The sequence below is a fragment of the Micromonospora sp. CNZ299 genome, assembly GCF_002754415.1.
On record NZ_PEFG01000001.1, the window covers coordinates 1,773,928 to 1,788,003 of the forward strand.

Sequence of the window (14,076 nt, forward strand, 5' to 3'; positions counted from 1 at the left end):
CAGTCATGCGCAAACTGATCGCCCGCCTGCGCGGCGACGCCGGGATGAACACGGCCGAGTACGCGGTCGGCACGCTTGCGGCGGTCGCCTTCGCCGGAATCCTGTTGAAGGTGCTGACCTCCGGCAACGTCCAGTCGGCGTTGACCGCCGTCATCGACCGGGCACTGAAGTGACCGGGCGCCGGCAGGCCGGTCGCGGTCCAAGGTTGGGCACCCCAGGGCGGGCAGGTGAGGGCGAGCGGAGAGCCCGCTTCGTCGAACACGCCGCTGGTGGGGACCGTGGGTCGTTCACCGCCGAACTGGCGGCCGGCCTGCCGGCGCTGCTCCTGCTCCTGTTGGCTGGCCTGACCGCGGTCAACGCCGTCACCGCGCAGGCTGGCTGCCTGCACGCGGCCCGGGAGGCGGCGCTGGCCGCCGCCCGTGGCGGGGACGGGAGCGCGGCGGCCGGACGTGCGGCACCGCCGGGGGCGTCGGTGACGGTGTCCGTCGACGGCAACCGGGTGCAGGCGACGGTACGTGCGCCCGTCCGCGCGCTGGGCGGCCGGCTACCACGGGTCACCGTGGTCGCGACCGCCGTCGCAGCCGTGGAACCAGGCGCCGCCGAGGGAGTTTGGTGATGGGTTGTCGAACCCGCCTCGGCCACGGACCGGACGCTGAGCGACTCGATGACGGGCTGCCGGACGCGCAGCGCGGTGGTGCAACAGTCCTGCTGCTGGCGATCGGGCTGGTCTTCGTGCTGTTCGGGATGTCCGGCGCTGCCATCGCCGCCGCCGGCATGGCCGGTCAACGGGCGGCGGTGGCGGCCGATCTGGGCGCGCTGGCCGGAGCTGCCCAGGCGCTCGACGGCGACGCGGTGGCCTGCGCATCGGCCGCCGACATCGTCGGCCGCAACGCTGGTCGGCTGGTCGGCTGTCGCATCGACGGACTCGACGTGCTGGTGACCGTCGAGGTGGCCTTCACGCCACTTCCCGGGCTGACTCGCGCCGTCACCTCGACGGCCCGCGCCGGCCCAGCGCGCGGTTGACGGGATGAGGCTGGGCGGTGCGTCGACAAGCGTGTGGAGCTGACGGTTCACGACATCTGCCGACGACCTGCTGGCCGGGATCGGGGCTGAGAGCCGCGTCCCGGCCAGCGGCCGAGGAATGGGTGGCCGGGCGGGCCGGGTGGGTCAGCGGGCCTGGAGCGCGTCGAGGGCGACGGCCATCGCGATGACCAGGCGACGGTCGATCTGCGGGTGCTGCACCTCGACGATGTACTTGTCGCGCAGGCCCCACTTCTTGACCACGGTGAAGACCGGCTGGCCGCCCGCGGTGAAGTCGAAGTGGTACGGCAACCAGGACAGCGAGTCGACGAACCGGCGCAGCAGCGCCACCGGCATGCTGCGCTCCTGGCCCGTCACCTGCGGCAGGCCGTTCTGCTCGACGTGCCAGGTGGAGCGCAGCAGCGACTGGGCGAAGTCCTTGCGGAACAGGCCGATCGGGTTCCCGGCCGCGTCCGTGACGTCGTACGTGGCGCCGAGGTCGATGCGCTGGCGGGCCTTGAAGCCGAGCAGAGGCTGCTGCTTCGAGTCGTCCGTGTAGATCGTCACCTGCTCCTTGAAGGCGAGCCGCTTCTGCTGCGCGAACGCCAGCAGTTCGCCTTCGGTGCCGTCCGGGGAGACTGCCCGGACCTCGTACTGGTTGACCATCATGCGCAGTCGCTGGCGGATGTGGAACTGGTGCTGACCTTGCAAGTTGTCAAGCTGCATCTGATCTCCTCAGGGGGTTCGTGCGCCGGAGTCTCGCACAGCCCGACAACCGCCGCGTTCCCCGCCATCGAGGTTCACAGGATGCGGGGCGGCCAGGCGACCGCCCCGCATCCCCGTGCCCGTGCCGACCGGGAATGGAGGATCAGCGGCCGTCGCCGGTGGTCGCGGCGCGCAGCGCCCACGTGTTGAGCACCTGGTGGATCACGCGCAGCCGTTCGTTGATCTGCTCCAGCCGTTCCGCCTGAGCCAGGGCGGCCAGCGCGGTTCCGAGCGCGATCTGCTGGTCGAGAGTGAGTTTGTCCTGGTCGATGGTGTAGAGCAGGTCGACGGTCTCAGCGATGGTGTCGGCCACGGCTTCTCCTCGGGCACGGGGGGCGATCAGCAACAAAGGCATCGATGGAAGCGCTCCCACACATTGTGCCCCGCGTCGAGTCGATTCATGCAACCTGCTCACTCGGGCAGGTGCGCCAACACCACGTCGAGCACCCGGATGGCGTCCGGCTTGGAGAGCGGGTTGTTGCCGTTGCCGCACTTCGGCGACTGCACGCAGGACGGGCAGCCGCTCTCGCAGCCGCACTCCGCGATCGCGTCCCGGGTGGCCCGCAGCCATGCCGACGCCGTCCCGTACGCCCGCTCGGCGAACCCGGCGCCACCCGGGTGCCCGTCGTAGACGAAGACGGTCGGCGCCTCGGTGTCCTGGTGCACGGCGGTGGAAAGCCCGCCAATGTCCCACCTGTCGCAGGTGGCCATCAGCGGCAGCAGGCCGATCGCGGCGTGTTCGGCGGCGTGTAACGCACCGGGCACGTCGGCTGGCTGGACCCCGGCAAGAGTCAACGACTGCGGCGACAGGGTGAACCACACCGCCACCGTGCGCAGCTCCCGGGCGGGCAGGTCCAGCGGCCGGGTGTCGATCACCTCGCCGGTGGCGATCCGCCGCCGCTGGTACGACACGACCTGACTGGTCACGTCCACCTCGCCGAGGAACATGCCGACCGGCCCGGCGTCCACGTAGGAGCGCACCGACACCACGGACAGGTCGGTGACGTCCCGGGCGTGGGTGGACCAGTCCGGCTCCTCGGCGTGCACCAGCGCACAACCGTCGACGAGGTCGAGATCGTCGACCACGTACGAGACGCCCTGGTGCAGATAGACCGCACCGGAGTGCAGGAGGAAGTGTGAGGAACCACCGTCGACCGTGCCGAGCAGCCGGCCGGTCGACGACTCCACCACGCAGGCCGGGGCGCCGCCCTCCCCGCGCAGGTCCACCTCGGGCCGCTCCCGATGCCGCCAGTACCAGCCGGTGGGCCGCTGCCGCAGCGCCCCGGCAGCCACCAGTTGGTCGACGGCCTCCTTCGCCCCGTCACCGAAGAGCGCCAGGTCAGCCGGGGTGAGCGGAGCCTCGAACGCGGCGCAGGCTAGCTGCGGTGCCAGCACGTACGGGTTGGCCGGGTCGAGCACCGTCGCCTCCACCGGCGCGCCGAAGATCGCCTCCGGGTGGTGCACCAGGTAGGTGTCCAGTGGGTCGTCCCGGGCCACCAGCACGGCGAGGGCCTCCTGGCCGGAACGCCCGGCGCGGCCCGCCTGCTGCCACAGTGACGCCCGGGTGCCCGGGTAGCCGCAGATCAGCACCGCGTCGAGCCCGATCAGGTCCACGCCCAGCTCCAGCGCGTTGGTCGAGGCCAGGCCGAGCAGGTCGCCGTGCAGCAGCGCCCGTTCCAGTTCGCGCCGCTCCTCGCGCAGGTAACCGCCCCGGTAGGCGGCGACCCGGTCGCCGAGCCCCGGGACCGCGTCGTCCAGCGCCCGGCGCGCGTTGGCCGCCACCACCTCGGCGCCCTTGCGGGAACGGACGAACGCGAGTGTGCGTACCCCCTCGGCGACCGTGTCGGCGAGCAGGTCCGCGGTTTCGCGCAGCGCCGACCGGCGGATCTGTTGAAGGTCGTCGTGGTCGCCGGTCGACTGCGGTGGCACCGGGGTGGAGGGGCCCGAGTCGGGTGGCAGCAGCGGCGGCTCCCAGAGCGCGAAGGTCACCCCGCCGCGCGGCGACGCGTCCTCGGTGACCGCCGTCACCGGCAGGCCGGTCAGCCGTCCGGCCGCGGTCGACGGGTCACCGGAGGTCGCCGAGGCGAGGACGAAGACCGGGGTGGACCCGAACCGGGCGCACTGCCGCCGCAGCCGACGCAGCACGTGCGCCACGTGCGAGCCGAATACCCCCCGGTAGGTGTGGCACTCGTCGATCACCACGTACGCGAGCCGGCGCAGGAAACCGGACCACTGGGCGTGCCCGGGCAGGACGCCGTGGTGCAGCATGTCGGGGTTGGTCAGCACGAACCGGGAGTGCCGGCGGATCCACTCCCGCTCGGCGCGCGGAGTGTCCCCGTCGTAGCAGGCGGGGCGTACCCCCTCCAGTTCCAGCGCGGCGACGGCCCGCAGCTGGTCGGCGGCGAGCGCCTTGGTCGGCGCGAGGTAGAGCACGGTGGCCCGGGGGTCGGCGAGCAGGGTGGCCAGCGCCGGGAGCTGGTACGCCAGCGACTTGCCGGACGCGGTGCCGGTGGCGACCACGACGTGTTCACCCTCGTACGCCAGGGTGGCTGCCTGGGCCTGGTGCTGCCAGGGCGCGACCACGCCGCGCCGGGCGAACGCGGCGCGCAGCTCCGGCGGGGCCCACGACGGCCACGGCGCGGGCACCCCGGGGCGGGCCGGGACCCGTTCGACGTGGGTGACCGGGTCGGCGGCACCCCGGGCCCGGAGCCGGCGCAGCAGGTCGGCCGGCGTTGGCCCGGGGCTGGGACCAGCGGATACGGTGGCCGCGGACGACGACTCCAGCTCAGGGCGCGACGCGGGATGCGCCGTGCTGAAGTCGTTGGAGGTCACGCCCTGCACTCTCGCACTGGTGTTCGGAGATGAAAAGTCGGACACCGGGGTAAGGGGAAGCCTCCACTGGCGTCCGCAGGCCGCGCAGGCGGTAGTGGTTAGATGCCCACGAGAGTTTACGGCTCTGGCGAGGAGGACCGATGGAGCTGTCGCTGGCGACGCACACCGTGGGCGAGCACACGGTGCTTGAGGTCGGTGGTGAGGTGGACGTCTACACCGCGCCCCGGCTCCGCGAACGACTCCTCGAACTGATCGACGGTGGCGCCCGTCACGTGGTGGTCGACCTCGGTCGGGTGGACTTCCTCGACTCCACCGGGTTGGGCGTGCTGGTCGGCGCGCTCAAGCGGCTGCGCTCGGCCGGCGGTTCGTTCGCCCTGGTCTGCGACAAGGAGCCACTGCTCAAGATCTTCCGCATCACCGCGCTGGACCAGGTCTTCCCGCTGCACCCGACGGTCGACGCGGCGATCAGCGCCGACTCGGCGGGCGCCGGCGCGTGATGGCGACAGTCAAGCTCTCGTTCTCGCCCGCCCCGGTGCACGTGCGCACCGCTCGCCTGGTCGGCGTCGCCGTGGCCCGCCGTGCCGGAGTCCGGGAGGACCTGCTCGACGAGGTGCGCCTGGCCATCGGCGAGGCGTGCACCCGGGCGGTGGCCCTGCACCGGCAGTACGGCCTGGCCGACCCGGTGCTGGTGGAGATGTCCGACGGCGGCTCGTACGCGGTGCGGGTGGTGGACCGGGCGCCGATCGAGGCTGGCATCGGTCTGACCGCGCTGCCGCCGGACGAGCTGGCCAACGAGTCGCTCACCGACGAGGCGCTGACCACCGGCGTGGGCTTTGCGCTGCTCGCCGGCTTCGTGGAGGACCTGCAGGTGCGCCCGGTCGACGAGGGCATCGGCACCGAGGTGCGGATGGTGTGGCCGGTCGGCCACTGACCCGTTCCCGTTCGTAGGCCGCATCCCCAGCAGGGGGTGCGGCCTTCTTGCATGGACCGGGCCCTATATCAGATTTCGTTTCATAACACAGCGACGAAGATCATCGCGACACTGTGGCACCTGCGTGTGACCTCCAACACTGTGGAGGGCTACAGTACCCGGGTTGTCAGCAAGTGACCTATCCCGCAGCCAGCGGCTATGGGTGTTCATCGCTGGTCCGCTGGTGGGTTGGCGCGCGCTTGCGAGTCCGCAATCAGGCGTCGGTCAGTGCGTCTCCACTCACCGGCGCGAGTGTTCGGTAACAGGAGGACACAGATGTCCGAGACCTTGGCCGCCGACGGCGGCGGGCTTTCCCTTACCGGAAGCAATGTCACCTACGTCGTCATCGCCGCGGTAGTCGCGCTGGTGGCGCTCGGTTTCGCTGCCGCCCTGACAAAAACGGTGCTGGCCGCCGGCAAGGGCACCGAGAAGATGCAGGAGATCTCGGGGGCCGTCCAGGAGGGCGCCTCCGCCTACCTGCTCCGCCAGTTCCGCACCCTGGCGATCTTCGTTGTCGTCGCCGTGGTGCTGCTCTTCCTGCTGCCGGTGCACGACACCGACGGCAGCGAGCTGGCGGTGAAGATCGGTCGTTCGGTCTTCTTCGTGGTGGGTGCCCTGTTCAGCGCATTCATCGGTGGCGCCGGCATGTGGCTGGCCACCCGCGCCAACCTGCGCGTGGCCGCGGCCGCCAGAGAGCGGGAAGGTGGCCGCGAAGCGGCCATGAAGATCGCCTTCCGGACCGGTGGTGTCGTCGGCTTCCTCACCGTCGGCCTCGGCCTCTTCGGTGCCGCGCTGGTCGTGATCGTCTACCGGGGTGACGCGCCGACCGTGCTGGAGGGCTTCGGCTTCGGTGCCGCGCTGCTCGCGATGTTCATGCGGGTCGGCGGCGGCATCTTCACCAAGGCCGCCGACGTCGGCGCCGACCTGGTCGGCAAGGTCGAGCAGGGCATCCCCGAGGATGACCCGCGCAACGCCGCCACCATCGCCGACAACGTGGGCGACAACGTCGGTGACTGCGCCGGCATGGCCGCCGACCTGTTCGAGTCGTACGCGGTGACGCTGGTCGCCGCGCTGATCCTCGGCCGCGCCGCGTTCGGCGAGGAGGGCCTGGTCTTTCCGCTGATCATCTCCACCATCGGCGTGCTGGTCGCGATCTTCGGAGTCTTCATCACCCGGCTGCGCGCGTCCGACCGCAACGCTCTGACCGCGATCAACCGAGCCTTCTACATCTCGGCGGTGCTCTCCGCGGTGCTGGTGGCGATCGCCGCGTACGCGTACCTGCCGGCGACCTTCGGCGAGTTCGACGACGGCCTCACCGACGCCACCGGCAACCCGCGGCTCGTGGCCATCGGCGCGGTGGTGATCGGTATCGTGCTGGCCGCCGCGATCCAGGCGCTGACCGGCTACTTCACCGAAACCAACCGGCGCCCGGTGCAGGACATCGGCAAGAGCTCGCAGACCGGTGCGGCCACCGTCATCCTGGCCGGCATCAGCATCGGCCTGGAGTCGGCGGTCTACTCGGCGCTGCTGATCGGCGCCGGTGTCTTCGGCGCGTTCCTGCTCGGCGGCAGCTCCATCACGCTGTCGCTGTTCGCGGTGGCACTGGCCGGCACCGGCCTGCTCACGACGGTCGGCGTGATCGTCGCGATGGACACCTTCGGCCCGATCTCCGACAACGCCCAGGGCATCGCCGAGATGTCCGGTGACATCGACGAGCACGGCGCCAAGACGCTCACCGAGTTGGACGCGGTCGGCAACACCACCAAGGCGATCACCAAGGGCATCGCGATCGCCACTGCGGTGCTCGCCGCGACCGCGCTGTTCGGCTCGTACACCGACTCGCTCACCAGCGCCTACGCGACGGCTGGCGTGAACGACGTCGGCAACGAGATCCTCAACGCGCTGAACGTGGCGAACCCGCGCAACCTGGTCGGCCTGATCATCGGGGCGGCGGTGGTCTTCCTCTTCTCCGGGCTGGCCATCAACGCGGTGTCCCGCTCGGCCGGCGCCGTGGTCATGGAGGTCCGCCGGCAGTTCCGTGAACTGCCCGGCATCATGGACGGCACCCAGCGCCCGGAGTACGGCAAGGTCGTCGACATCTGCACCCGGGACGCGCAGCGTGAGCTGCTGACCCCCGGCCTGCTCGCCATCCTGGCGCCGATCGCGGTCGGCTTCGGCCTCGGGCCCGGCGCGCTCGCGGCGTACCTGGCCGGTGCGATCGGTGCCGGCACCCTGATGGCGGTGTTCCTGTCCAACTCCGGTGGGGCCTGGGACAACGCCAAGAAGCTGGTCGAGGACGGCGCGTACGGCGGCAAGGGCTCCGAGTCGCACGCCGCCACGGTCATCGGCGACACCGTCGGTGACCCGTTCAAGGACACCGCCGGTCCGGCGATCAACCCGCTGATCAAGGTGATGAACCTGGTCTCGCTGCTGATCGCTCCCGCCGTGGTGGCGTGGAGCGTCGGCGATGAGCGCAACGTCGGCCTGCGGGTCGGCATCGCCCTGGTCGCGACGCTGATCATCGTGGCGTCGGTGGTGTTCAGCAAGCGCAAGGGCGTTGCGATGTCCGACTCCGACGCCGACGGCAACACCGGCGCCGGCAGCACCGACCACCGCCCGGAGACGGTCAACGCCTGACCCGTCAACGGCCCAGGGTCCCCGGTCGACGTCCGCGTCGGCCGGGGACCCCGGCCGTCCGGACCGGTGCCACACCTGGCCAAAGGCCGTACGCTGCAACGCATGCGTACGTGCCGGGCGTCTGCCGCCGGAAAGCTCACGGTGGTCCTGGCCACGATCGTCGTCGTGCTCGCCGGTTGCGGCGGGGGTCCCAGCCCGCGGGCCTGGGCGGCCTCGGTCTGCGGCGCGCTCACCCCGTGGCGTTCCGAGATCAGCAAGTTGACCAGCAGCACCGACGAGCAGATGACCGCGCAGACCACGCCGGCGCAGGCCAAGGAGAACCTGGTGCGGCTCTTCGGTGGGGCCGAGAAGGCCAGCGAGACCGCCCGCCGCAAGGTCGAGCAGGCGGGCGTCCCGGAGACCGACAACGGCGAGGCGATCTCCGCCGGTTTCCGCAGCTCACTGGGGAAGATGCGGGACGCCTACGGCCGTGCCCGGGACACCATCGACGGGTTGGGCACCGGCGAGCCGACCGCCTTCTACGACGGAGTGCGGGCCGCGGTGGAGACCCTCAACAAGGAGTACGACGCCAGCGCGCTGGACACCAGCAAGCTCAACTCCGAGGAGTTGAAACAAGCCTTCGACGAGGTGCCGGAGTGTCGCTGAGCGGGCTCGGTGACACCGGGAAGGCAGAGCCGCCCCCGGCGCTGTTTCCCGCGCCCGAGTCGGACGCGCCCGCACCCGCGCGGCGGCGCGGCGGCCAGCCCCAGAACGGTCCACCCCGCAACGGCTCGGTTCAGGGTGACGACGCGGGGCGGCAACTTGTCTTCTTCGGCGCGGAGGCGGCCGAGCCGACGGTCGCCGACCTGGCCGGGTTGCTCGCCGGACCGGGCGAGGTGGTCCGGATGGGGGGCACCGCCCGTCTCTCGGTGCAGGTGGACGCCGCGTGGCGGGTGCACGTGCTCGTCGCCGAACTGGCGGCGCGCGGGCTCGCGGCGAGTTGGGAGCCGACCGAGGGCGAGCGACACGCCGTCCGTACGTCGTACACCCGGGTGTTGAAACCGCTCGCGGCTGCGTGGCTGCACAGTTCGGCGAAACGCCCGCCGGCCACCTTCCATCTGACCGGCCGGCGGCTGCGGCTGTGGCTCGCCGCCGCCGGGACGCCGGAGCCTCCGGATGCCTGTCTGCTGCGGCTCGGCGCGAACGACCAGGAGTGCTGGGAGCCGATCGGGGTGGCGCTCGCCGCCGCCGGGCTCGCCGGCACGCTCCTGAGCCCGAACGAGGGTGGCCCCGCCTACCGGATCACCGGCCGCCGCCGGCTCGCCCGGCTGGCCGAGCTGGTCGGCGAGCCCCCCAAAGCGGCACCGCCAGAAGCCTGGCCGTCCTAACCCCGTCCAGCCTCGATCTCGACCCGCCCCACCCCACCCCGTCGATCTTGGGGTTGTGGTGGTGGACGTACTTCTCGTCCGGGGTTAAAACGCCCAGCACAAGTCCATGATCGACGGGGGCGGGGTGTGCACTTCCGGTGTCCGGTCCCGGACAGCTGGCGGGTTGATCCAGGCGGAAAACGGGCGGGTCGGACCTCCGCCGTCAGTCCGCCATCGTCACAGTGACCCGCTTCGAGCCCTACCCACGGTGTACGGTGGCGCCGTCCGGCAGTGCCGAACGCGGCGAGGCGGCGTCCACCGCCGCGTTGAAGCGGATTGCGGCCCGCGAAACCCGAAACGCGGGCGGCGCGTTACGTTGGACATCCGGACCGCCGGTGCGACGGCGGGGGTCGAAAGCGGTCGCTGTCCGGGCGCCGGAAGGCCACGAGCAGGAGTGAGGTCGGGGAGAGACGTGCCAAGCGAAGCTGGAACCACCCGTCTGGTCATCGTCGAGTCACCGGCGAAGGCCAAGACGATCTCGGGCTACCTTGGCCCGGGGTACGTCGTGGAGGCCAGCTTCGGTCACGTCCGCGACCTGCCGCGCAACGCCGCCGATGTGCCGGCCAAATACAAGAAGGAGCCCTGGGCCCGTCTCGGGGTGGACGTGGACAACGGCTTCCAGGCGCTCTACGTCGTCTCCGCCGACCGCAGGCAGCAGATCAGCAAGCTGGTGAAGCTGGCCAAGGAAGTCGACGAGATCTTCCTGGCGACGGATGAGGACCGCGAGGGCGAGGCGATCGCCTGGCACCTGGTGGAGACGCTCAAGCCCAAGGTCCCGGTCAAGCGGATGGTCTTCCACGAGATCACCAAGCCGGCGATCCAGGCGGCCGTGGCCAACCCCCGGGAGATCGACCGCGACCTGGTCGACGCCCAGGAGGCCCGGCGGATCCTCGACCGGCTCTACGGCTACGAGGTCTCCCCGGTGCTGTGGAAGAAGGTCATGCCGAGGCTCTCGGCCGGCCGGGTGCAGTCCGTGGCGACCCGCATCGTGGTCGAGCGGGAGCGGCAGCGGATGGCTTTCCGCACCGCCGAATACTGGGACATCCTGGCCACCCTCGCCGTGGCCAACGCCGGCGAGGGCCCGCGCGCCTTCAACGCCACCCTGATCGCGTTGAACGGCGACCGGATCGCCACCGGTAAGGACTTCGAGCCGACCACCGGTCGGGTCCGGGCCGGCGCCGGGGTGGTCCACCTCGACGAGAGTGGTGCCCGGGGTCTCGCGGCCCGACTCGACGGACGGCCGTTCACCGTCACCCGGGTCGAGGAGAAGCCCTACCGTCGCCGCCCGTACGCGCCGTTCATCACCTCGACCCTCCAGCAGGAGGCGGCCCGCAAGCTGCGCCTGTCCTCGCAGCAGACGATGCGCACCGCGCAGCGGCTGTACGAGAACGGCTACATCACCTATATGCGTACCGACTCGGTGAACCTGTCGGAGACCGCCATCTCGGCGGCCCGCCGGCAGATCGTCGAGCTGTACGGCGAGCGCAGTGTGCCGCCGGAGCCGCGTCGCTACACCGGCAAGGTGAAGAACGCGCAGGAGGCACACGAGGCGATCCGCCCGGCGGGGGACAACTTCCGCACCCCGGGTGAGGTGGCCAAGGAGCTGTCGACCGAGGAGTTCAAGCTCTACGAGCTGATCTGGCGGCGGACGATCGCCTCGCAGATGACCGACGCGGTCGGCTCCAGCGTCTCGGTGCGGATCCGGGCGGTCTCCACCTCCCAGGAGGAAGCCGACTTCGGCGCGACCGGCAAGACGATCACGGACCCGGGCTTCCTGCGCGCGTACGTCGAGTCCAGCGACGACGAGAACGCCGAGGCCGAGGACGCCGAGCGCCGGCTGCCGACCCTGGTCAAGGACCAGCCGCTGACCGCCGACGAGCTGGCCGCGCAGGGCCACCACACCCAGCCGCCGTCGCGCTACACCGAAGCGTCGCTGGTCAAGGCCCTGGAAGAGCTGGGCATCGGCCGCCCGTCGACCTACGCGTCGATCATGCAGACGATCCAGGACCGGGGGTACGTCACCAAGCGCGGCCAGGCGATGATCCCGACCTTCCTGGCCTTCGCGGTGATCGGGCTGATGGAGCGGCACTACCCCCGCCTCATCGACTACGACTTCACCGCCACCATGGAAAACGAGCTGGACGAGATCGCCGGCGGTGACCACGCCGCTGTCGACTTCCTCACCGCGTTCTACTTCGGCAGCTCCAACGGTGCCGGCGACCAGGACATCGCCCGCTCCGGTGGGCTCAAGAAGCTGGTCACCGAGAACCTCAGCGACATCGACGCCCGCAGCGTCAACTCCATCCCGCTCTTCACCGACGACGACGGCCGCGAGGTCGTGGTGCGCGTCGGCCGGTACGGGCCGTACCTGCAACGGGAACTGCCCGGCGGCGAGCAGCCGGCACCGGCTGCCGAGGGCGAGGAGGGCGGCTCCCAGGGTGACCGGGCGCCGATCCCGGAGGGCCTGGCCCCGGACGAGCTGACGCCGGAGAAGGTGCACGAGCTGTTCCTCGGCGGCAGTGGGGAGCGCAAGCTCGGCGACGACCCGGCGACCGGCGAGCCGATCGTGCTCAAGTCCGGCCGGTTCGGCCCGTACGTGTCCAGCGGTGAGCGGAAGTCGTCGCTCCTGCGGACGCAGACGCCGGACTCGCTGACCCTGGAGGAGGCGCTCAAGCTGCTCAGCCTTCCCCGGCTGATCGGTGTCGCGCCGGACGGCGTCGAGGTCTTCGCCAACAACGGCCGCTACGGCCCGTACGTCAAGCAGGGTGAGGAGTTCCGTTCGCTGGACTCCGAGGACAAGATGTTCACCGTCACGCTGGACGAGGCGCTGGCTCTGCTGGCCGCCCCGAAGGCACGTGGACGGCGGGCGGCGGCACCGCCACTGCGCGAGATGGGCGTGGACCCGGCGACCGAGAAGCCGATGGTGATCAAGGACGGTCGGTTCGGCCCGTACGTCACCGACGGGGAGTTCAACGCGTCGCTGCGGCGCGGGCAGACTCCCGAGGCGCTGACCATCGAGGAAGCATCCGAGATGCTGGCCGAGAAGCGGGCGAAGGGCCCGGCGCCGAAGAAGAAGGCGGCGGCGAAGAAGGCCCCCGCCAAGAAGGCCACGGCGACGAAGAAGACGGCCGCTGCCAGCAAGTCCACGGCCGCGAAGAAGACCACGACGGCCAAGGCGACGACCACCAAGGCGGCGGCCAAGAAGGCTCCGGCGAAGAAGGCCGCCCCGCGCAAGGCGACCACCAGCACGGAGTGACCCCGCGCCACGAGATCGGGTGAAACGGCTCCCCGGGAGGGGGGCCGTTTTCCTTTTCCGCTCGACGCCGACGGCCGCCGGGGCAGCCCTGCCCGGTGATCGTCACGGTTTCCGGGAGTATCCCGCCCTCGCTGACAGCCCCGGTTGCAGGGATCTGGAGTTGACCTCCAACCCCGACCGGCGCGGTGCTTCGCATCACAAGCCGAGGTCGCGGCTACTCATTGAACCGGTACCGTCGTACCGTACAACCATGCCGATCACCCGCAGGAGGCGCGCGGGCGGAGAGAAACGGACCGCCGTTCTCGACGCCGTGGCAGCCGTGCTCGCTGCCCGTGGATACGAGAACACGCGGTTCGCGGACGTGTCGGCGGCCGGCGGGGTCGCGATCAGCACCCTTCAGACCTACTTCGGTTCCCGCGAGGACATGGTCATCGAGGCCATGCAGGTGTTCACCGACCGGGAGGTGGATGCCCTGCAGGCGGTGTCCGACGCCGAAGCCGACCCGTGGCGACGGCTGGTCGCGCTGGTGGACCGGAGTCTGCACAACTCGGAGAGCACCAGACAGGTTCTGGTCGAATTCTGGCGATCCGCGATGCGCGACGACGAACTCCGCGCCTACAGCGCCGAAGTGCAGGCGCGTTACCGGGCGCCTTTCCTTGCCGCCGTGCGCGAGGGCGCCGAGCGGGGTGCGTTCACGCTGACCCACGATGCCGAGGCGGTGACGGATCTCCTGCTATCGGCGCTGGCCGGTCTGATCATCTTTCGCGTCCAGCGTGATCCCACGCCGCCACCCGCGGAATTCCGCGACGTCCTGCTGACCCAGCTCGGGCTGATGCTGGGCGTCCAGGCCTCCACAGAGCCCCACAGTCGAACGGATTGAGGAACGATGACCACCGTCGAGATCACCCGCTTCCGGGCGCCCGCTGAGCGCGCCGACGCGCTGCTGGCCGCGCGGCCGGCGATGCTGCGCGACTTCGAGACCGACCGTGCCGGCTTCCTCGGCGCGCGACTGATCCGGCTGACGAACGACGAGTGGCTGGACATCGTCTTCTGGGCATCGCCCGAAGACTTCGCCGAGTCCCGGCGTCGTGGTGGGGACCGGCCCGGCATCCAGGCGTTCTTCGCGCTGATCGACGCGGTGATCAGCACCGAGGAGGGCACCACGACCGACGCGGTGGGCGGGTGATGCA

14 protein-coding genes are annotated in these 14,076 nt (G+C 70.9%); 11 read left to right on the top strand and 3 right to left on the bottom strand.

Going from position 1 to position 14,076, the window contains the following annotated elements:
• Positions 1-5: 5 nt before the first annotated feature.
• From CLT68_RS08485 to CLT68_RS08495, 3 genes are read left to right on the top strand one after another with little or no spacing between them, the layout of a single operon-like run.
• Positions 6-173: a DUF4244 domain-containing protein gene (locus CLT68_RS08485; RefSeq protein ID WP_081883916.1), complete on the top strand. Its 168-nt coding sequence runs from the start codon at positions 6-8 to the stop codon at positions 171-173.
• A gap of 32 nt (positions 174-205) precedes the next feature.
• On the top strand, positions 206-616 hold the full coding sequence (locus CLT68_RS08490; protein ID WP_099856925.1) for a TadE family type IV pilus minor pilin: 411 nt from the start codon (positions 206-208) through the stop codon (positions 614-616).
• Complete coding sequence (locus CLT68_RS08495) at positions 616-1,023, top strand: Rv3654c family TadE-like protein (RefSeq protein ID WP_099849958.1); 408 nt, start codon at positions 616-618, stop codon at positions 1,021-1,023. Before CLT68_RS08490 ends, CLT68_RS08495 begins: the two co-directional genes overlap by 1 nt.
• A gap of 144 nt (positions 1,024-1,167) precedes the next feature.
• Here the strand turns inward: CLT68_RS08495 and CLT68_RS08500 are convergent, their stop codons facing one another.
• From CLT68_RS08500 to CLT68_RS08510, 3 genes are all read right to left on the bottom strand, one after another.
• Positions 1,168-1,746 (bottom strand): LURP-one-related family protein, encoded by a 579-nt coding sequence (locus CLT68_RS08500; RefSeq protein WP_088951167.1) that lies wholly within the window; start codon positions 1,744-1,746, stop codon positions 1,168-1,170.
• Positions 1,747-1,888: 142 nt separating this feature from the next.
• The gene (locus CLT68_RS08505; protein ID WP_099849960.1) at positions 1,889-2,098 is read right to left on the bottom strand and encodes a hypothetical protein; all 210 of its coding nucleotides are present in this window, start codon (positions 2,096-2,098) and stop codon (positions 1,889-1,891) included.
• 98 nt (positions 2,099-2,196) lie between these two features.
• A complete protein-coding gene (locus tag CLT68_RS08510) occupies positions 2,197-4,569 on the bottom strand; it encodes a DEAD/DEAH box helicase (protein ID WP_486482418.1) in 2,373 nt (790 codons plus the stop codon).
• A gap of 188 nt (positions 4,570-4,757) precedes the next feature.
• Here CLT68_RS08510 and CLT68_RS08515 point away from each other — a divergent pair, with 188 nt between their 5' ends.
• The 8 genes from CLT68_RS08515 (at position 4,758) to CLT68_RS08550 (ending at position 14,072) form a co-directional block, all read left to right on the top strand.
• Positions 4,758-5,114: an STAS domain-containing protein gene (locus tag CLT68_RS08515; protein ID WP_088951170.1), complete on the top strand. Its 357-nt coding sequence runs from the start codon at positions 4,758-4,760 to the stop codon at positions 5,112-5,114.
• On the top strand, positions 5,114-5,548 hold the full coding sequence (locus CLT68_RS08520; RefSeq protein ID WP_172862142.1) for an ATP-binding protein: 435 nt from the start codon (positions 5,114-5,116) through the stop codon (positions 5,546-5,548). The genes CLT68_RS08515 and CLT68_RS08520 overlap by 1 nt, the downstream gene beginning before the upstream one ends.
• A 315-nt stretch (positions 5,549-5,863) precedes the next feature.
• Positions 5,864-8,224, top strand: coding sequence for a sodium-translocating pyrophosphatase (locus tag CLT68_RS08525; protein ID WP_099849963.1), 2,361 nt, complete (start codon positions 5,864-5,866; stop codon positions 8,222-8,224).
• 102 nt (positions 8,225-8,326) lie between these two features.
• Entirely contained in the window at positions 8,327-8,869 is a 543-nt protein-coding gene (locus tag CLT68_RS08530) for a hypothetical protein (protein ID WP_088951173.1), read from the top strand.
• Positions 8,860-9,591 (top strand): hypothetical protein, encoded by a 732-nt coding sequence (locus CLT68_RS08535; RefSeq protein ID WP_099849965.1) that lies wholly within the window; start codon positions 8,860-8,862, stop codon positions 9,589-9,591. Before CLT68_RS08530 ends, CLT68_RS08535 begins: the two co-directional genes overlap by 10 nt.
• A gap of 451 nt (positions 9,592-10,042) precedes the next feature.
• Entirely contained in the window at positions 10,043-12,886 is a 2,844-nt protein-coding gene (gene topA / locus CLT68_RS08540) for a type I DNA topoisomerase (RefSeq protein WP_099849967.1), read from the top strand.
• A gap of 250 nt (positions 12,887-13,136) precedes the next feature.
• Entirely contained in the window at positions 13,137-13,766 is a 630-nt protein-coding gene (locus CLT68_RS08545) for a TetR/AcrR family transcriptional regulator (RefSeq protein WP_099849969.1), read from the top strand.
• Positions 13,767-13,772: 6 nt separating this feature from the next.
• Positions 13,773-14,072 carry a hypothetical protein gene (locus tag CLT68_RS08550; protein WP_099849971.1) on the top strand — a complete coding sequence of 100 codons (300 nt, stop codon included), beginning with the start codon at positions 13,773-13,775 and terminating at the stop codon, positions 14,070-14,072.
• The last annotated feature ends 4 nt before the right edge of the window (positions 14,073-14,076 follow it).